Genomic DNA, 19,266 nt, shown 5'->3' on the forward strand with positions numbered 1-19,266 from the left:
GGACCGTTCTGAGCAGCGGCTACATGACGCCGCGTGTTCGATCATTTACGGTGCCGTCACATCCCGGTAATGCGGTCTACGGAGGCTGGACAGGTCGGCCGCACGGTGGCGGTGCCCATCACCTGCATGGGAGGTCTGTCATGTGCGGAATAGGTGGCGAGTTCAGGTTCGACGGCACGGCGCCGGACCCGGAGGCGGTCCGGCGCATGCTGCCGTGCCTGGCGTCCCGGGGCCCGGACGGCGAGGGGCTCTGGACCGAGGGACCGGCCGCGCTCGGCCACCGCCGCCTGGCCATCATCGACCTGTCCGCCGAGGGCGCGCAGCCCATGGTCGACGACGAGCTCGGCCTGGCCATGGTCTTCAACGGCTGCGTCTACAACTACCGCGAGCTGCGCGAGGAGCTGTCCGCGGCCGGCTACCGGTTCCGCTCCACCTCGGACACCGAGGTGATCATGAAGGCGTACCACCGGTGGGGCGTGCGCTGCGTCGAGCGCTTCTACGGCATGTTCGCGTTCGCCATCGTGGAGCGCGGGTCCGGCACGCTGGTGCTCGGGCGCGACCGGCTCGGGATCAAGCCGCTCTACTACGCGGAGACCCCGCACGGGCTCCGGTTCTCCTCCACGCTGCCCGCGCTGCTCGCGGCCGGCGGCGTGGACACCGAGCTGGACCCGGTCGCGCTGCACCACTACATGACGTTCCACTCCGTGGTCCCGGCGCCGAGGACCATCCTGCGCGGCGTCCGGAAGCTGCCGCCGGCCACGGTCCGGGTGATCACCGCGGACGGCCGGCACACGGACACGGTCTACTGGCGGCCGTCGCACACCCGGACCTCGGTGCTCACGCCGGAGGAGTGGCAGGGCGAGCTGATGACCCGGCTGCGCACCGCGGTCGCCCGGCGCATGGTCGCGGACGTGCCGGTCGGCGTGCTGCTCTCCGGCGGGCTGGACTCCAGCCTGATCGTGTCGCTGCTGGCCGAGCAGGGCCAGACCGGGCTGACCACGTTCAGCATCGGCTTCGAGTCGGCCGGCGGCGAGAGCGGCGACGAGTTCGCGTACTCCGACCTGATGGCGTCCCGGTTCGGCACCTCGCACCACAAGATCATGATCGGGGCGGACCGGTTCCTGCCCGCGGTGCACGACGCGATCGGCGCCATGAGCGAGCCGATGGTCAGCCACGACTGCGTGGCGTTCTTCCTGCTCAGCCAGGAGGTCGCGCGGCACATCAAGGTGGTGCAGTCCGGGCAGGGCGCGGACGAGATCCTGGCCGGGTACGACTGGTACCCGCCGCTGGCCGGCGTGCCGCGCGCGGACGCGGCCGAGGCGTACGCGCGGGTGTTCTTCGACCGCCGCCACGACGCGCTCCGCGACCAGCTCTCCCCCGAGTGGGCGCTCGACCGGGACGCCTCGTTCGAGTTCGTCGCCGCACACTTCGCCGCACCCGGCGCGGACACCGCGCTGGACGCCGCGCTGCGTCTGGACAGCACGGTCATGCTGGTCGACGACCCGGTCAAACGCGTCGACAACATGACTATGGCGTGGGGCCTGGAGGCCCGCGTACCCTTCCTGGATCACGAGGTGGTCGAGCTCGCGGCCGCCATGCCCCCGGAGATCAAACTCGCGGCCGGCGGCAAGGGCGTGCTCAAGGCCGCGGCCCGGGGCGTGGTGCCGGACGAGGTGATCGATCGGACCAAGGGCTACTTCCCGGTGCCGGCGATCCGCCACCTCTCGGGCCCCCTGCTCGACGACGTGCGGGACGCCCTGTCCTCGTCGGCCGCCCGCCGGCGCGGACTCTTCCGCAAGGAGTACGTGACCGACCTCCTGGACGCGCCGAACGCGACCCGGACGACGCTCGGCTCCAACGCACTGTGGCAACTGGGATTGCTGGAGCTGTGGCTCCAGCGGATCGGGGTGTAGATGACCGCTGAGCTCGGGGGCGCGGCGACGCTGCCCGGACCCGCCGTTCCCACGTTGGCCGTGCCGCCGCCCGGCGGCCCCGCGCCGACGCCGCCCGGATGGTCCCCGGCGACCTGCGCCAGTTGGTCACCGAGCCCGGCGCCGGACGGCGGCCGGGTGGCGTACGTCTCCGATCTCAGCGGTGCGCCACGCGCCTGGGTGCGGGATGCCCGGGAGGTCGGCGCGGCCCCGGTGCCGCTGCCCACCGGCGAGGAGCCGGTCACCCGCGTCACCTGGTCGCCGGACGGCAGCTGGCTCGTCTACCTGGTCGCGCCGGGCGGTGCGCCGCGCACCGAGGCGTGGGCGATCCGCCCGGACGGGACGGACAACCACCAGATCGCCGGATTCGGCGGTACGACCGTGCTGCTCGGCGACTGGATCCCGGGCACCTCGCGGCTGGCCGTCACCGAGACCGGCACGACCGCGTGCGCGTTGGTGCTGGACCTCGCCACCGGCGCGCGCCGGACGCTGGTCGAGGGCGACCTGCTCTGCCTGCTGGACGTCACCGCGGACGAGTCGCGCGCGCTGCTGCGGCGCGGCCCGCGCGGCGCCCGGTGGCTGGAGGTGCTGGACACCGGCACCGGCAAGAGCGAGCCGCTGCCGCTGGCCGGCGGCAACACCGACCGCGGATGGTTCGCCGACGGCGGCGCGACCGTGCTGGCCCGTACCGACGCGGGGTCGGATCTGGCCACGCTCGTGGCGGTGACCGGCGGCGACGTGCTGGAGCTGGCCCGCCGCCCGGACGCGGAGCTGGAGGACTTCGCGCCCACCCAGGACCGGCGCACGGTCGCGCTGCTCTGGAACCGGTACGGCGGCGTGAGCGAGCTGGGCCTGCTGGACCTGGAGTCGCGCGAGCAGCGCGCGCTGCCGCCGCCCGCGGGTGACGTCTTCGACGGCTGCGCGTTCGCCGCGGACGGCGGCCTGCTGGCGCTGGTGGTGCAGAGCGCGATCCAGCCCAGGACGATCTGGCTGATCGACCCGGCGCTGGGCGAGGGACGCGCGCTCGGCGACGACCCGACCGCGCCGGCCACGCCGGTGCCGGGCGAGCCGAGCTGGCCGGTGGTGATCGCGCCGCAGCTGTGCGACCTGCGCTCCGGCGACGGGCTGGCGATCTCCGGCTGGCTCTACCGGCCGGACGACGACCACGACGGGCCGTGGCCGACCGTGATCAGCCTGCACGGCGGGCCGGAGGCGCAGGAGCGGCCGGGGCACAACCCGCTGTTCCAGGCCCTGCTGGCGCGCGGGCTGGCCGTGTTCGCGCCGAACGTGCGTGGCTCGTCCGGCTTCGGGCGCAGCTTCGTCGACGCGGACAACCGGGCCGGACGGTACGGCGCGATCGCGGACGTGGCCGCCTGCGTGGAGTACCTGGTGAGCAGCGGCGTCGCGGACCCCGCCCGGATCGGGTGCATCGGCCGGTCGTACGGCGGGTACCTCACGCTGACCGCGCTGGTGACGTTCCCCGAGCTGTTCGCGGCCGGGGTGAGCGAGTGCGGCATGTCCGACTTCGCCACCTTCTACGAGCGCACCGAGCCGTGGATCGCGGCCGCCGCGGTCAGCAAGTACGGACACCCCGAGCACGACCGCGAGCTGCTGCGCGACCTGTCACCGCTGCACCGGATGGACCGGCTGACCGCGCCGCTGCTGCTGGTGCACGGCGCGAACGACACCAACGTGCCGGTGTACGAGTCCGAGCAGGTGCTGGAGGCGCTGCGCGGGCGGGACGTGCCGCACGACTACCTGCTGCTGCCCGGGGAGGGCCACGACTTCCTGGCCCGCTCCTCCCGGCAGACCGCGATCACCGCGACGGCCCGGTGGCTGGCGACGCACCTGGCGTCCCGCGGCTGACCGGGCGGCGGGCGGCCAGCGCGGCCCGGCGCAGCTCGATCAGCACCGGCAGCGCGGCCTCTATCTCGTCGCGCGGTACCGGGCCGGCCCGCGCGTACGCGTCGACCAGCTCCGCCTCGGCCTCCGCGCCGTCCGCGGCCAGCACCGCGGCGGCCAGGTCGTAGACGAGCGGGCCGGTGCCGGCCGGGCCCCAGCCGAGCAGGCCGGTCCGGCCGGTCGCCGGGTCGATCAGGAACAGCGGCGCCCACGGGTCGCGGTGCAACACGCCGTAGGTGAGCCGGTCGGTGACACACAATCGGGTGACGGCCGCGACCGCGCGGGCCACCGCGTCCCGAGTCTCCGCGGACAGGTGCGGCGCGTCCGGGTCCAGGCCGTGCCAGCTCGCGTTCGCCTGCAGGCCCGGGTGGAAGAACTCGTCCAGCGCGCGGTGCGCGGTGCCGAGCACCGCGCCCCACCAGCGCGCGTCGACCGGGTCGGCCGGGTCCAGCGGGCGGCCCTCGGCGCGGCGGCACAGCGCCAGCAGGCCGGTCCCGGTCTCCGTGTGCAGGCCGCCCTGCAGCGTGCGCTCCGCGGCACCGGCCGCTATGCCGCTCGCCCCCAGCCGGTCCAGCGCGGCCAGACCCGCCTCCAGTGCCGCCCGGGCCGCGGCCGGGACCAGCGTGGCGGTGTAGCGGCGGCCGGCGGCGGTCAGCTCCCAGCGGCTCGCGTGCACGCCGCGGCAGATCGACCGGACGTCCTCCACCGAGTGGTGCCACGCACGGCGTACGGTCGCCGGAAGTCCGTCGATCGGCGCCCGGTTTCGGCATCGTTCTCCGGAGGGCTCGCCGTTGCCTGAAGAATGGTGGTCGTCGGCCACGGCGCGATTGTGTCCGGCGGCCGGATGCCACGCCCGGAGTTCGCCGCGCGTTCCCCCAAAGGGGTCGTCACCCACGGCGACTATCGGGCGTATACCATCCGGCGTCGACTGTGACAGCACAGTCACGAACACGGGCACAGGGGTGTACAGAGCGCGACACACAGGCCATGATCTGGGTGGCAGCGCAGCGGAAGCGTTGACCAGTTGATGTCACGTCGGTCCGGCCGAGCGCGGGGTGGGCGCGACGCCGGTGCCGACCGGGGAGGGGTTGGACCGTGGAGGTTCGCCTGCCGGATCCCGGCGATGCGCTCACGGGCGTCGAGATGTTCGCCGGCCTGGAGCAGGAGGTACGGCAGCGGGTGATCGCCGCGGCGGTCCCGCGCACGTACCGTAAGGGTCAGATTCTGTTCGTGGAGAACGATCCCGGAGAGTCACTCATAGTGCTCAAGCGGGGCGCCGTCGCGGTCTTCCGGACCGCACCGACCGGCGAGCGGGCCGTGCTGACCGTGGTGCGGCCGCCCGACGTGCTCGGGGAGCTGTCGCTGCTGGACGGCTCCGGGCGCTCCGCCTCCGCGGAGGCGATCGAGGACTGCACCGCGCTGGCGCTGTCCCGGGCCGCCTTCATGGAACTGGTGCACTCCAATCCACGAATCCTGGACGCGGTGATGCGGGCGCTGGGGGCGTTGATCCGCCGGCTCACCGAGCAGAACGCGGACCACGTCTTCCTGGACCTGCCCGGGCGGGTGGCGAAGACGCTGGTCCGGCTGGCCGGCGAGAGCCAGGCACCGATGATCACGATCGAGCTCAACCAGAGCCAGCTGGCCGAGATGGCCGGCGGGTCGCGGCAGAGCGTGAACCAGGCGATCGGGTCCTTCGCCAGCCGGGGGTGGCTGCGCACCGAGGGGCGCCGGATCGTGGTGACCGACGTGGCCGCGCTGCGCCGCCGCGCCGGCATGGTCGACAAGTAGGTTTCATGATCGTGGCCCCCGCACCGGCGTCGGTGCGGGGGCCACGGCGTCTCGCGGGACTACTCGACCTTGCCGGGGCCGATGTAGCCCTCTTCCTTGGTCGCGCCCTTGCCGGTGCCGACGTGACCGTCCTCGGCCTGCTCGACCTTGCCGGGACCGATGTAGCCGGCCTCCGCCTGCTCCACCTTGCCGGGACCGATGTAGCCGTCCTGCTTCGTCGCGCCCTTGCCGTCCGTCGTCTGCTCCGGGTCCACCATCTGGTGCTCCTCCAGCTCGGCGAGCGTGATCGGGTCGACGTCGACGACATCGCCGGCTCTGTGCCGTACCCCCGCTCGATCGACCCATGCGACCGCCAGCTTCACATCCACCGTCGGTCCTCCACTCGCGTCCGTATGACTGGCAGCGACTCTATCCGTTCATCGAGTCCTGTCAGGACACTTGTCGCCATCTGTACAGGTCGGACAAACCCCAGGTGACGACCGCGGATGACGGCCGGTCAGGGGTCACGTGAGGCACGGCATCCGTCACGCCCTTGCACCCCTGGACGACCGTCCGTGACGATGGGTTGCGTCAATTGCCGGACGCGCTCACCCGGGAGCATCCCATCGGACCCGTATGCCTCGCCTGTGGACGGGCCGCCGCGCCCGACGATCGATTCTGTGGCGGCTGCGGGACGAGCCTTCAGACCTCCTGCGTCCACTGCGGGCGGGCACACCAGGCCGGCGTGCTGTACTGCACCGGCTGCGGACGGCCGCTGACCGACGCGCAGCCGGTGGTGCAGGAGGAGCGGCGGCGGATCAGCGTGCTCTTCATCGACGTGGTCGGGTTCACGCCGTACACGGAGCGGATCGACCCGGAGCAGGTCCGGCTGCTGCAGAACGACTACTTCAGCGCCGTGCGGCGCATCGTCCGGCAATACGGCGGCGTGGTGGAGAAGTACATCGGCGACGCCGTCATGGTGCTGTTCGGCGCGCCGGTCGCCACCGAGGCCGACCCGCTGCGCAGCGTGCGTGCCGGGCTGGAACTGCAGCGCGTGCTCCCCCGGCAGGGCCGCGCGCGCGAGGCCGGGCTGCGCTTCCGGGTCGGCATAGCCACCGGCGAGGCGCTGGTCAACCTCACCGCCGCGCACGACGGCGGCCAGGCCATCGTCGCCGGCGACCTGGTCAACACCGCGTCCCGGCTCCAGTCCGCCGCGCCCATCGACGGCGTGCTGACGGACGAGGCGACGTACCAGGCCACCAAGAGCGAGATCGAGTACGTGGCGCAGCCGACCACCACGCTGCGCGGCCGCTCCCGGCCCAGTGACGTGTGGCTGGCCGTGGCGCCGCGCCCGCCCCGCCCGGCCGGCGCGGAACGCGAGCAGACGCCGATGGTCGACCGCGAGCACGAGCTGGCGCTGCTGGTCAACGCGCTGCGCCGGACCGTGAGCAGCCGGACGCCGCAGCTCGTGACGATCTTCGGGTCGGCCGGCATCGGCAAGTCCCGGCTGCTGCGCGAGCTGGCCCGGCACGCCGGGCGGATCACCGGCGAGCAGGTGTGCTGGCGGGTCGGCCAGTGCCGGCCGTTCGGCGAGAACGTCACCTACGCCGCGCTCGCCGACATCGTCAAGGCCCAGGCCGGCATCCTCGACACCGACGACGAGGCGACCGCGCGCCGCCGCCTGGACCAGGCGCTGCACGGCCTGACCAGCGCGGAGGACGCGGAACGGCTCGCCGACGCGCTCGGCCCACTGCTCGGCCTGCCCGGCGCGCGGCTCACCCCCGGCGAGTCCGAGTCCGCGTGGCGGCGGTTCATCGTCCGGTTCAGCTCCGGCCAGGCCACCGTGCTGGTCTTCGAGGACCTGCACTGGGCGGACGCGCCGATGCTGCGCTTCATCGAGTCGCTCGGCGCGGCCACCCGGCGCATCCCGCTGCTGATCGTCTGCACCGCCCGGCCCGAGCTGCGCGAGCGGTACCCGCAGTGGACCAGCGCGATGACCGGCACCACGTCGATCTCGCTGCCGCCGATGCGGGAGAGCGACATCAGCACCATGTACTCGCTGATGTTCGGCAAGGCCGCCTTCACACCGGACCTGCTGGCCCCGCTGGTCGAGCTGGCCGACGGCAACCCGCTCTACGCGCACGAGTACGTGCGGATGCTGGTCGACCGCGGCAGCCTGCGCCCCACCGGCGGCCCCGGCTGGCGGCTCGACGAGCACGAGGCGCCGCCGATGCCGGACAACGTGCGCGCCGTCATCGCGAACCGGCTCGACCTGCTCGACCCCGCGGACCGGGCCGTGCTCCAGGCCGCGGCCGTGGTCGGCATGCAATTCTGGCCGGGCGCGGTCGCCACCGCGGTCAACCAGCCGGTCGAGGAGGTCGAACGCACGCTGCTGCGGCTGGAGCAGCGCGACCTGGTCGAGGAGCGCGGCAACTCCAGCATGGCCGGGCAGCTGGAGTACGCGTTCCGCCACGTGCTCGTCCGCGACGTCTGCTACCAGCGGCTGCCCCGGGCCGAGCGGGTCGCGCGGCACGAGCGCACCGCGGACTGGCTGGAGCGGGTGTCGTCCGGCCGGCAGACCGACCTGGCCGAGGTGCTGGCCAACCACCGGTGGGCCGCGCACGAGATCGCGCGGACGCTCGGGCTGGACCCCGGGCCGTACGCCAGCCCCGCCCGGGAGGCGCTGTTGCGGGCCGCGCGCCGGGCGTACTCGCTGCACGCGCTGGACGCCGCGCAGGAATTGGTCCGGCGGGCGAGCACGCTGCTCGCCGCCCCCGACCCGAGCGTCGAGCTGTTCGCGTCCGAGCTGGCCTTCTTCCGCGACGCGGACGCGTTCCTGGACGGCGGCGGCGAAGAACGGCTCACCGGCCTGGCGCACGCGCTCCAGGACTCCGGCCGGCTGGACGGCGCCGGGCGCGCCTGGACGCTGCTCGGCAGCGCGGCGCTGGCCCGCGCGGACCGGCCGGCCTGCCTGGCGTACCTGGCCCGGGCGATCGCGCTGTACGAGAAGCTGCCGCCGAGCGAGGAGGCCGCGCTCGCGCTGCTCGAATACGCCCGCGTCCACATGATCGACTACGAGACCGCGACCGCGATCGCCGCGGCCGACACCGCCGCCGAGGCAGCCAACCGGCTCGGCCTCACCGAGGTCCGGGCCAGCGCGCTCATCACCTCCGCGGTCGCGCAATACCTCCAGGGCGACGAGGAAGGCCTGCCGCGACTGAAGGAGATCACCCGGCACTGCCGCGAGCAGCAGCTCACCAGCCTCCGGCGGGCGATCCACAACCTCGGCTTCGCGATGCAGGAGGAGGGCGACATCACCGGCTCGCAGAAGCTGATCGACGAGTTCACCCCGCTGGAGACCGCCAGCGGCCTCACGCTCGCCACCAACTTCGTCGACGGCGCCGCCCGAGCCTACTTCGCCGGCGACTGGGCCGCGATGCTGCGCGACGCCGACGACCACATGCGCCTGCCCACCATCGAATGGGACCTGCACTGGGTCGCCCAGACCAGCTGGATGGGCCTGCTCCGCGACGAGTCCCCGCCCGTCCAGGACCCGGTCGAGGCCGCCGTCCGCACCGCCCGCCGCAGCGGCTTCCACAAGGTCCTGCGCTCCACGCTCGCGCACGCCGCCCTCTGCCGCGCCCTCCAGAGCCGCGACGCGGAGGCGGGCGCGCTGCTCGACGAGTTGGCGGCGGACTACGGCGACTCCCGCACGCTGGCGTTCGCGGAGTGGGTGGTCGCGGCCGCGTACGCGGCCTGGCTCCTCGGCCCGGACCGCGCCCGCCAGATCCGCACGCTGCTGGAACGCTCCCCGAGGCGCACGCCATGGGTCGACGCGGCGATCCTGACCTGCACGGGTACGTCGGCCGGGCATCGCGGCGCGCTGGACATCTTCGACCGGATCGGGGCGGTGAGCGACCAGGCGCTGGCGCGGGCGGCGCTGGTGCGGAGCCTGCGGGCGGAGGGGGACGCGGCGGGGGCGGAGCAGGCGCTGGAGGCGTTGACGTCGTTCAGCGAACGGAACAGCGCACCGGGACTGCTTCGACTCGCGTATCCGTGAGACGCCCCGGGGGCGAGGACCGCCGCGACAACGCGGCCGGACAGGGGAATTCGTCGCGTCATGCACGCACGACGCGACGAAGCCCCTCCGGGTTGCGCGAGAACGTCAGCCGCCGATCTTCACCGTCGTCAGGGTGGTGCCGTCCACGGCGACGACGGTGAGGACGTACCGGTGCGGCCCGCTGACGCCGGGCAGGACGAACATGCCGTCGGTGACCGTGGCGTCGATCGGCTGGTCGCCGCCCGTCAGGACGACCCTGGCGACGCGATCGTCGGTGGCCAGGCCCGCGATGAACTCCGTGTCGCTGCTCAGATCGCCCTGTTCGTTCGGGACGAAGTGATAGAACGCGCCGTTGACGATCACGTACGGATTGGCCTCTGCCACCCTCCCCACGGGGTACGCCGGGGTGCTCCCGTCCGTGACGTCCAGCCGGGCGGTCTCCCTCTCGTCGTCGACCAGGCAGAAGGCGAGCAGACCGGCATAGCGGGCGGTCCGCACCCGCTCGGTGGCGGTGAGCGCGACGGGCGCGCCGGGCTGCCAGGCGTGCGCGTCGATCAGCGGCGTGCCGTCCGGCCGGGCCGCGCAGTCCGTCAGGCCCGCCCGGTCCGGCTGCGGGCGGTCCTTGTGCGGGGTCGCCGGGGCGGGCAGGGACGTCACCTCCGTGGGGGTGAGATTCCAGCCGCTCAGCAGGGTCAGCGACTTCGGGCTCGCGGTCACGCTGTTGGGGGCGATGAAGACGCCGTCGCGGATCTCCGCGGCGGCCTCTCCGAAGTCCTCCGACATCGCCGGATCCTTGATGGACAGGTATTCCTCGTCGTCCGCGACGGTGCCGGCGACGGTGCCGGTGGGCGACACGTAGGTGATCCGGGTGGCGGTGGGGGTCTTGTCCGCCGGGGCGGACAGGGCGACCGTCTCGGGGGTCAGCTCGCAGAACCGCACCTTGTCGCCGGAGCTCAGCGTGATGAGGGTGACGCCGTTGGCCGAGGCGGTGAAGGCGGGCTTCCAGCCGTCGGCCGCGCAGCGCTTCGTGTCGTCGGCGGTCGCGCCGTCGCGCAGGTTGAAGCGGGGCTCCGGGGCGGTCGAGGCATCCGGGTCGGGTTCCACGATCGGCGGGCCGCTGGAGATCGGGCTCGCACCGACGCCCTGCGGGCCGGGGCCGTTGGCGAGGATCGGGACGCCCACCGCCGTGACACCGACCGCGGCCGCCGTCACGGCGATGGCCAGGCCGGTACGAGCCGGGCGGGCGGGACGGCCCGCGATCCCCTCCCCCAGCCGCTGCCGGGCCTGGCCCCGGACGCCGGGAGGAAGCTCACGCGCGGGCGGAAGGTCGTTGTCGTCGAACATCATTCCTCCGGAACACTCTGGTGCAGGCGCGCCCGCGCCCGGCTGAGCCGGGACTGAACGCTGTGGACGGTGATCCCGAGGATCTGCGCGGCGTCCTCGGCGGAGGCGCCGCCGAGCAGGCACAACTGGACGGCCTCCCGCAACGCGCGCGGCAGCCGGTCGACCGCGGCGAGAACCTGTGCCAGGCGGGCCGCGGCGGCGTCGCGCTCCACGACCCGGTCGGCGTGGTCGGGGGCCGCCGGGGTGAGCAGCCGCAGCCTGGCCTTGAGAAACCGGGCCATCCCGCGGCGCTCGCGCCGGCAGACGTTGCCGGTGACGACGTAGAGCCACGGCAGGGCGCTGCCGCCGACCAGCCGCAGGTCCCGCCGGCGGCGCCACGCGGTGAGGAAGACGACGGAGAGCAGGTCGTCGGCCTGGGACCACGAGCCGGTCAGCCGGTAGGCGTAGTTCCAGACCTTCTCCGCGTGCTGCTCGTACAGCTCGGTGAAGGCGGCCCGGTCACCGGCGAGGATCGCGTCGCGCAGCTCCGCCTCGGCCGGGGTCGTGTCGGCGGCGGGCGGCGCGCCTGGTTCGGACATCACGTCCACTTATTTCCGCGGCGGCCGCCCCGTCGCCGCCCATCGCAGTGACCCAGGACACACTTACCCGCTCGTCGAGTCATCCTGAACCACCGACAAGGCGCACCAAAGGCGCTCGAGGCAGCATCCGGACACCCTGTCCCACGGCAGCTCGCCCGACAGGTGCGGCGCGCGGAGGCCGCAGGCGAGGGCACGGCGGGAGTGGAAGGGAGGAGCGCCAGCGACGACCGGTGCCCGCGGGAGCATGCGGATCCCGGGCGGCCGGGAGCGGGTTAATAAGAATCAGGATGTGGGTTCTGAGGGCGCCGGCGCGGTTTTCAGTTTTGAGGCGTAGACGTCGACGTATTCGCGGCCGCCGAGTTCCATGATGCGGTACATGATCTGGTCGGTGATGGCGCGTTCGACGTAGCGGTCGCCGGCCATGCCGGCGTAGCGGGAGAATTCGAGGGGCTCGCCGAAGCGGATGCGGACGCGGCGGATCTTCCAGATGAGGGCGCCGGTGGGCTGGATCTCGTCGGTGTTGAGCATGGCGACCGGGACGACGGGGGCGCCGCTCTCCAGGGCCAGTCTGGCGACGCCGGTCTTGCCGCGGTAGAGGCGGCCGTCGGGGGAACGGGTGCCCTCGGGGTAGATGCCGGCGATGTTGCCGGCGCGGAGCACGCGGAGCTGGGTCTCCAGGGCGGCGCGGGCGGCGCGTCCGCCGGAGCGGTCGACCGGGATGGTGCCGGTGCCGGCGAAGAACATCTTCATGAAGCGGCCCTTGATGCCCTTGCCGGTGAAGTACTCGGCCTTGGCGACGAAGGTCACCTTCCGCCGGATGACCAGCGGCATGAAGATCGAGTCGGAGAAGGAGAGGTGATTGCTCGCCAGGATGACGGGACCGGAGGCGGGCACGTTGGCCAGGCCCTCGACGCGCGGGCGGTACACGACCCGCAACAGTGGGCCGAGGAAGACCCATTTGAGCAGCCAGTAGAGCACCGAGGTCCTTCCGAGGGGTGCCGGGCGCCGACGATCGGTGCCGGTGCAGAGCCTACGAAGCGCGAGTGGCGCGCCACAACGCACTCCCCGAACCGGCCTGGGTCGTGTCACCATTCAGAGCACGGTGGAAACAGGGGGTGAGTCTAATGTCAGCGGGTGGGGCCCGTCGCGGGCGGCGGGACAACGGACTGCACGTGGCGGATTACGCCGTCGCGGGCGATGTCGACCCTCGGGTCGGCGAGCACCTGCTCGACGTTCTCGCCGCCGGTGGCATCGCCGCCTACCTGCAGCCCTCTGCCGATCTTGATCCGGTGACGCGCACCACGAACCTGCCGGCCCGGCCGACCGACCGGCTCTTCGTGGACCGGGCGCACCTGGACCTCGCGCGGGAGTACCTGGCGAAGCTGTCCGCGGAGGCGGGCGGTGAGTCGATCACCCCGGAGGAGCCGGTCAAGAAGAAGGAGCCGGACGTCGAGGCGGAGTGGGCGCGGATCGTGGCCGGCTTCGACACGGACGTGGATCCCACGTCCACGCCGTGGCCGGACTCGGAGAACGTCACGGACAAGCCGCAGGAGCACAACCGCCGGAAGACGGACAAGGTCAACGGGCACGACCCGATGGCGCCGCCGGAGAAGCGGCGCGGGCTCGCCTCGGCGACGGAGTTCAGCGGCGTCACGGTGCCGCGCGAGGAGCCGTCGCTGCTGGACGGGCTGGACACGTTCGGTGCGGACCTGCCGGGCGACGAGGACGACGACGAGCGGTACGTGCCGCCGCCCCCGCCGCCGATCCCGCGCATCTCGACGCCGGCGCTGCTCGGCGTGCTCGGGGTGTTCGCCGGATTCATCCTGTTCCTCTTCCCGAGCGTGCTGCCGATCCAGCGCAACTACGCGATGCTGCTCGGCTTCGCCGGGATCATCGCGGGGTTCGTGACGCTGGTGTGGCGGCTGCGCACCGGCGACGACGACGAGCCGGGTGACGGCGCGGTCGTCTGACGCCGCCGAGTGACGCACCTCACCAGCCGGAGCCGGGTATTTTGCCCGGGATTCGGCGGAACGCCCATCGACGCGAGTCAGCGGCCGGTAATAGACATGTAACCTTGCGTCAGTAGAAATACTGACGCCCCTAGATCCCTGCGCACAATCCGCACAGCTCCCTCCCCGCGACCGTGAACGCGAAACGAGGCTCCGGATGCGTCAAAGCTCGCTCGTGGTGGTGGCCAACCGGCTGCCGGTCGACGACAACATCGCCCCGGACGGGGCCTGCGAGTGGCGGCGAAGTCCGGGCGGACTGGTCAGCGCGCTGCACGCGATCCTGGAGCACACCACCGCGACCTGGGTCGGCTGGTCCGGCGCCACCGGCCCGGCCGTGCCGCTGCCGGCCATCGGCGGCATCAGCCTGCGCCCGGTCTCGTTCTCGGACGCCGACTTCGCGCACTACTACGAGGGCTTCGCGAACTCGACGCTCTGGCCGCTCTACCACGACGCGGTGGAGCAGCCGACCTACCACCGCAGCTGGTGGGACGCGTACCAGCGGGTCAATCAGCGGTTCGCGGAGGCCGCCGCGGAGGTGGCGGCGGAGAACGCGGTGGTCTGGGTGCAGGACTACCACCTCCAGCTGGTGCCGGCGCTGCTCCGCGAGATGCGCCCGGACCTGCTGATCGGCTTCTTCATGCACGTGCCGTTCCCGCCGCCGGAGCTGTTCATGCAGTTGCCGCGCCGCGCGGAGCTGCTGCGCGGGTTGCTCGGCGCGGACCTGGTCGGCTTCCAGCGCGCGCAGGCCGCGCACAACTTCGCGCAGCTCTGCACGAAGGTGCTGGGCCTGACCGCGACCGACCGGCGGATCGCGGTCGACGACCGGTTCGTCCGGACCGGCGCGTTCCCGGTCTCGATCGACGTGGCCGAGATGGAGGCGCTGTCCGGGCGGCCGGACGTGCAGGCCCGCGCCCGGCAGATCCGCACCGACCTGGGCGAGCCGAGGCACGTGCTGCTCAGCGTGGACCGGCTGGACTACACCAAGGGCATCGAGCACCGGCTGAAGGCGTACAGCGAGCTGCTGGAGGACGGCCTGGTCAAGGTGCGCGACACCGTGATGGTGCAGGTCGCGGTGCCGAGCCGGGAGCGGGTCGAGCACTACGCGATCCTGCGCGACCGGGTGGAGCGCGAGGTCGGCCGGATCAACGGCGAGTTCGGCCGGGTCGGCGAGCCCGCGATCCACTACCTCAACCAGCCGTTCGACCGCGCCGAGCTGGCCGCGCTCTACCAGGCCGCGGACGTGATGGTGGTGACGCCGCTGCGCGACGGGATGAACCTGGTGGCGAAGGAGTACGTGGCCGCGCGGGTGGACGGCGCCGGCGTGCTGGTGCTCTCCGAGTTCGCCGGTGCCGCCGCCGAGCTGGATCGGTCGTTCCTGGTCAACCCGCACGACCTGGAGGGCCTGAAGCGGTCGCTGATCGACGCGATCGACTGCCCCAAGGCCGAGCGGGTGGAGCGGATGGGCGCGATGCGTGCGCACCTGCGCCAGCACGACATCCGCGACTGGGCCCGCAACTACCTGACCGCGCTGGACGACTCCGGCACGCTGGCGGAGCGGCTGACCGCCTAGTTCTTCTTCTCCAGCCAGTCCAGGATCGCGTCGATCGGCTCGCGCCAGCGGGTGTCCAGCATCAGGTCGTGGCCCATGCCGGGGAAGAGCAGCGGCGCGCCGCCGAACCGCCGGGCCGCCTTGGTCAGCGCGGACGGGGAGACGATCCGGTCGTGCTGGCTGCCGATCACCAGCACCGGCGGCGCGCCGACCGGCGGCTCCGGCGCGCGGTGCGTGATCAGCTGGTACTGCGCGCGGCGGCTGGCGTGCCGGACCCGGGACGCGTACGCCCGGGCCTGGTCCTCCGGCAGCTCGCGGCCGAAGAGCTGGCGGCGGCTGATCCGCAGCGGCGCGCCGGCCAGGGCGGGGATGGTGCCGGCCGGGTTGCGGCGCAGCGCCACGCCGAGCGTCTCCCAGCCGCCCAGCACCGGCGAGACCAGCACCGCGGCCCGCGCCGCGTAACGGGCCAGCGCGTGCGCGACGACCAGCGCGCCGGCGCCGTGCCCGATCAGCACGGCCTGGCGTGGCAGCGAGGCCGCGGCCTGCACCACGTCGTGCGCGTACGCCCGGAGGCCGGCGCCGGGCGCGTTGCCGGAGCCGCCGTGCCCGCGCAGACTGACCGCGTGCGCCGGGAAGCCGCGCCCGGCCGCGTGCTCCAGCCAGTGCTCGGCGAACAGCCAGGCGCCGTGGCCGAACCCGGGGACGAACAGCAGCGGCGGCCGGCCCTCGTCGACCTCGGGCGTGGCGCTGAGCACCTCGCGCCGTACCGGCGGGATCGGGTTAGCCCAGTCCGCCGAACGGTCGATCCTCACGCCGGCACCTCCGTCTCGTCCAGCAACCGTTGCAGGGCCTTCAGGTAGTTGCGGTAGCCGACCTCGAACCAGTGCCGCGGCGACCGGGCCACCCGGCCCTGCTCGAGCGGGCGGCCGGCCTCGGACCGCAGCCGCTCCCACACGCGCGCGGCCCGGTCCGGGTCGGCGGCGCGCAGCCGCAGCCAGCGGGCGAACGCCACGGCCTGCCAGTGCACCATCATGCCCATGCCGGAGTCCGGCTGCAGCAGGCCGGTGACCGCGAGCGTCGGGTGCCGCGGCGCGAACGCGTGCAGCATCAGGTGCGGGCGGCCGTCGGAGTCGGTGCCGGTCAGCGACGGGTCCAGGAACTCGAAGCGCGGCTCGTACCCGGTGGCGAGCACCACCAGGTCCGGGTCGATCGTGCTGCCGTCGGCCAGCTCCACCTCGGTGCGGTGGAAGCGGGTCACGTCCGGCACCGGCGTGAGGTCGCCGTGCCCGATGCTGTACAGCAGCTGACTGTTGATCACCGGATGCGTCTCGTACGGCCGGTGGTCCGGCCGGGCCAGCCCGAAGCGGGCCGGGTCACCGATGGTGTTGGTGATCAGGAACTGGTGCAGCCGCTGCCGCACCGCCAGCGGCAGGCGCTGCGCGCGCATGCTGAGCTGGTCGGACGGCCGGCCGAGCAGGTACTTCGGCGTGTACCAGTAACCGCGCCGGGTGGAGTGCCACGCCCTCGCCGCCTGCTGGCCCGCCTCGACCGCGATGTCACAGCCGGTGTTGCCGCCGCCGACCACCAGCACCCGGCGGCCGCGCAGCTCCGCCGGGTCCTTGTAGGCGGACGCGTGGATCACCTTGCCGCGGTAGTCCTCCATGCCCTCGATCCGCGGCATGCGGGGCGCCCAGTTGTGCCCGTTCGCTACCACCACCGCGAGGTAGCGGTGGGTGCGGGTGCCGCCGGCCCGGCCGGTGCTCTGCGTGGTCACGTCCCAGCGGCCGGCCTCGTCCGCCGGCTCCACGGAGACGACCTCGGTGCCGAACCAGACGTGCGGGCGCAGGTCGAAGTGGTCCGCGTACCGCTCCAGGTAGCTCAGGAACCGGGCGTGGTCCGGGTAGTCCGGCCAGGAGTCCGGCATCGGGAAGTCGGGAAACTCCGAGGTCGGCTTCGACGAGATCAGGTGCGTGCTCGAATACATCGGGCTGCGGTCGTTCCGCCAGTTCCACGCGCCGCCGACGCTGGTCTCCCGCTCGTAGCAGTCGACGCCGAAACCGTGCTCCTTGAGGTTCTTCACGGCCGCGAGCCCGCTCATGCCGGCGCCGATCACACAGACCGTGTCGTCGCCTCGGTCGTAGACGGGCCGGCCGTCCCGCCAGTGGGTCGCGCTGTCGAATTCGGTGGAGCTGGACACCGCGAAATCCTCTCGATTTCCGCCATACCTGTCCACCCCAGGAGCAAAAAATCAAAACCATCAGCGGGTACGTCCAGGGTCTCCCAGGATGCGCGGGGCGCGGCTGCGCCGCGTTCCGGGCGCGACCCGCTTGTGGAGGCGGGCGGGACTTACTCGGGGAGGACGAGGTCCGCGATCACCGGGAAGTGGTCGCTGGCGCGCTTGGCGAGCGGGGTGTCCACCACGTCGTAGCGGACCACCTGGATGCGCGGGTCCACGAACAGCCCGTCGATCCGCGCCTGCGGTCCGAGCAGCGGGAACGTGCAGCGGTCCGCCGCGCCCGCGGACACCGCCGCGTCCGTCAGGCCGTCCGCGATCGTGCGCCAGGCCGCGCCGCCGGACGTCTCGTTCACGTCCGCGCCGATCACGACCGGCGTCTCCACCGCGGACAGCTCCTTCCGCAGCAGCTCGGCCTGGCTCGCCCGCTCCGTCGCGTCCAGCGACAGGTGCGTGCCGGCCACCGTGAACCGGCGCCGGCCCACAGAGCACTCCGCGAACGCGGCGCCGCGCATGTGCCGGCCCGGCGTCAGCGGGAACTGCGTGGTCCAGGTGTGGTGCACGCGGACCCGCAGGTCGGTCAGGATCAGGTTGCCCAGCGACGGCAGCCCGCCCACGGCCAGCACCGCGCCGAACGCGCGAGCCAGGTTGGCGGTGCGGTTGCGCCAGCCGAACCGGCGCGGGCCCTCCTGCACGATCACCACGTCCGCGGCCACGCCGCGCACCACCTCGGCCAGCGCGGCCCGGTCGTCCCGCTGTCCGTGCACGTTGTAGCTGAGCACCCGCAGTGCGCCCTCGGTCACGCCCGGCCCCTCTCTCGTCACCCGCGCCTAGTCGGCCAGGCGGGCCAGGTCGGCCGCCCCGATAACGCCCGCGGTGTTGCCCATCTCGGCCGCGCGCAGCTCCGCCACCGGGAACCGGCCGCGCTGGCCGAGCGACTCCGCGTATGCCTTGCGGACCGGCTCCATCAGCAGGTCACCGGCGTCCACCACGCCGCCGCCGACCACCAGCACCTGCGGGTCCAGCACCTGCACCAGATCGGTCATCGCGGTGCCGAGCCAGAAGCCGATCTGGCCGAACGCCTCGCACGCGACCGCGTCGCCGCCGCGCGCCGCCTCGGTCACCATCGGGCCGCTGATCAGGTCCGCGTCGCCGCCGGCCAGCGCCAGCAGCGTCTCCGCGCGGTGCGGGTCCTGGCGCGCGCCGGCCCGGGCGAACCGGACCAGCGCCTTGCCGCTCGCGTACTGCTCGATGCAGCCGAGCCGGCCGCAGCCGCACGGGTGGCCGTCCGGCACCGCGGTCAGGTGGCCCAGCTCGGCCGCGATGCCGTGCGTGCCGCGCACCAGCCGGCCGCCGGTGACCAGGCCGCCGCCGATGCCGGTGCCGACCGTGAACATGACCATCGAGGCGTCCGCGTGCCGGGCCGCGCCGAACCGGAACTCGGCCCAGGCCGCCACGTTCGCGTCGTTCTCCACCACCACGGGCAGGCCGGTGGCGTCCGAGATGTACTTCTGCAGCGGCTCGTCGCGCCAGGCCAGGTTCGGCGCGAACAGCACGGTCGAGCGGCCGGCGTCCACGAAGCCGGCCGCGCCGATGCCGACGGCCGCGATCTCCCGGCCGATGGCCAGCTCCTGCACCACGTCGATGATCACGTCGCGGGTCGCGGCGACGTCGTCCGCGGGCGTGCCGCGACGCGTCTGGGCCAGCACCTCACCGTGGGGATCGACGACCCCACCGGCCACCTTCGTGCCGCCGATGTCGACTCCGATGGTCAGCGTCACCGCCGCCGCTCCCCTCATCACCATGCGTGCTGGGTTTGGTACCCAGTCCCCGCCCGTGCCATCCCGGACGGGTATGACCGGCGGCCGACCGCCCGCTTGATCAATACCCGAC

Annotated in this window: 15 protein-coding genes; 6 read left to right on the plus strand and 9 right to left on the minus strand. The window is 73.2% G+C overall.

Annotation, left to right across the window (positions count from 1 at the left end; translation table 11 throughout):
* Positions 1-140 precede the first annotated feature (140 nt).
* Positions 141-1,913, plus strand: coding sequence for an N-acetylglutaminylglutamine amidotransferase (locus J2S41_RS24945; protein WP_310371022.1), 1,773 nt, complete (start codon positions 141-143; stop codon positions 1,911-1,913).
* Positions 1,914-3,797 carry a S9 family peptidase gene (locus J2S41_RS24950; protein ID WP_310371023.1) on the plus strand — a complete coding sequence of 628 codons (1,884 nt, stop codon included), beginning with the start codon at positions 1,914-1,916 and terminating at the stop codon, positions 3,795-3,797.
* Here the strand turns inward: J2S41_RS24950 and J2S41_RS24955 are convergent.
* Complete coding sequence (locus J2S41_RS24955; RefSeq protein WP_310371024.1) at positions 3,748-4,539, minus strand: phosphotransferase; 792 nt, start codon at positions 4,537-4,539, stop codon at positions 3,748-3,750. The genes J2S41_RS24950 and J2S41_RS24955 overlap by 50 nt on opposite strands.
* A 389-nt stretch (positions 4,540-4,928) precedes the next feature.
* Here J2S41_RS24955 and J2S41_RS24960 point away from each other — a divergent pair, with 389 nt between their 5' ends.
* Positions 4,929-5,621, plus strand: a complete 693-nt coding sequence (locus tag J2S41_RS24960; RefSeq protein WP_306826808.1) for a Crp/Fnr family transcriptional regulator — start codon at positions 4,929-4,931, stop codon at positions 5,619-5,621.
* Between the two features lie 59 nt (positions 5,622-5,680).
* Here the strand turns inward: J2S41_RS24960 and J2S41_RS24965 are convergent, their stop codons facing one another.
* Positions 5,681-5,989: a hypothetical protein gene (locus J2S41_RS24965; RefSeq protein ID WP_310371026.1), complete on the minus strand. Its 309-nt coding sequence runs from the start codon at positions 5,987-5,989 to the stop codon at positions 5,681-5,683.
* Between the two features lie 206 nt (positions 5,990-6,195).
* Here J2S41_RS24965 and J2S41_RS24970 point away from each other — a divergent pair, with 206 nt between their 5' ends.
* Positions 6,196-9,660 (plus strand): AAA family ATPase, encoded by a 3,465-nt coding sequence (locus J2S41_RS24970; RefSeq protein WP_310376515.1) that lies wholly within the window; start codon positions 6,196-6,198, stop codon positions 9,658-9,660.
* Between the two features lie 105 nt (positions 9,661-9,765).
* On the opposite strand, the gene J2S41_RS24975 is transcribed toward J2S41_RS24970, so the two are convergent.
* From J2S41_RS24975 to J2S41_RS24985, 3 genes are all read right to left on the minus strand, one after another.
* Positions 9,766-11,004 carry a hypothetical protein gene (locus J2S41_RS24975; RefSeq protein WP_310371027.1) on the minus strand — a complete coding sequence of 413 codons (1,239 nt, stop codon included), beginning with the start codon at positions 11,002-11,004 and terminating at the stop codon, positions 9,766-9,768.
* A complete protein-coding gene (locus J2S41_RS24980; protein ID WP_310376517.1) occupies positions 11,004-11,582 on the minus strand; it encodes an RNA polymerase sigma factor in 579 nt (192 codons plus the stop codon). Before J2S41_RS24980 ends, J2S41_RS24975 begins: the two co-directional genes overlap by 1 nt.
* Positions 11,583-11,864: 282 nt before the next feature.
* On the minus strand, positions 11,865-12,560 hold the full coding sequence (locus J2S41_RS24985; RefSeq protein WP_310371028.1) for a lysophospholipid acyltransferase family protein: 696 nt from the start codon (positions 12,558-12,560) through the stop codon (positions 11,865-11,867).
* A 146-nt stretch (positions 12,561-12,706) separates the two neighbouring features.
* Between J2S41_RS24985 and J2S41_RS24990 the strand changes: the two genes are divergently transcribed.
* Both J2S41_RS24990 and J2S41_RS24995 read left to right on the plus strand, forming a co-directional pair.
* A complete protein-coding gene (locus J2S41_RS24990; RefSeq protein WP_310371029.1) occupies positions 12,707-13,552 on the plus strand; it encodes a DUF308 domain-containing protein in 846 nt (281 codons plus the stop codon).
* Between the two features lie 196 nt (positions 13,553-13,748).
* The gene (locus J2S41_RS24995; RefSeq protein ID WP_310371031.1) at positions 13,749-15,161 is read left to right on the plus strand and encodes an alpha,alpha-trehalose-phosphate synthase (UDP-forming); all 1,413 of its coding nucleotides are present in this window, start codon (positions 13,749-13,751) and stop codon (positions 15,159-15,161) included.
* Here the strand turns inward: J2S41_RS24995 and J2S41_RS25000 are convergent.
* The 4 genes from J2S41_RS25000 to J2S41_RS25015 all read right to left on the minus strand — a co-directional run bounded on the left by J2S41_RS25000 (position 15,158) and on the right by J2S41_RS25015 (position 19,154).
* The gene (locus tag J2S41_RS25000) at positions 15,158-15,952 is read right to left on the minus strand and encodes an alpha/beta hydrolase (protein ID WP_310371033.1); all 795 of its coding nucleotides are present in this window, start codon (positions 15,950-15,952) and stop codon (positions 15,158-15,160) included. The two genes, J2S41_RS24995 and J2S41_RS25000, sit on opposite strands and share 4 nt — an antisense overlap.
* Complete coding sequence (locus J2S41_RS25005) at positions 15,949-17,238, minus strand: flavin-containing monooxygenase (protein ID WP_374728272.1); 1,290 nt, start codon at positions 17,236-17,238, stop codon at positions 15,949-15,951. The genes J2S41_RS25000 and J2S41_RS25005 overlap by 4 nt, the downstream gene beginning before the upstream one ends.
* A gap of 248 nt (positions 17,239-17,486) precedes the next feature.
* Positions 17,487-18,176: an endonuclease/exonuclease/phosphatase family protein gene (locus tag J2S41_RS25010; RefSeq protein WP_310371036.1), complete on the minus strand. Its 690-nt coding sequence runs from the start codon at positions 18,174-18,176 to the stop codon at positions 17,487-17,489.
* A 27-nt stretch (positions 18,177-18,203) separates the two neighbouring features.
* Entirely contained in the window at positions 18,204-19,154 is a 951-nt protein-coding gene (locus tag J2S41_RS25015) for an ROK family glucokinase (RefSeq protein WP_310371038.1), read from the minus strand.
* Positions 19,155-19,266 lie beyond the last annotated feature (112 nt).

It is taken from the genome of Catenuloplanes atrovinosus (assembly GCF_031458235.1).
Taxonomy (GTDB): Bacteria; Actinomycetota; Actinomycetes; order Mycobacteriales; family Micromonosporaceae; genus Catenuloplanes; species Catenuloplanes atrovinosus.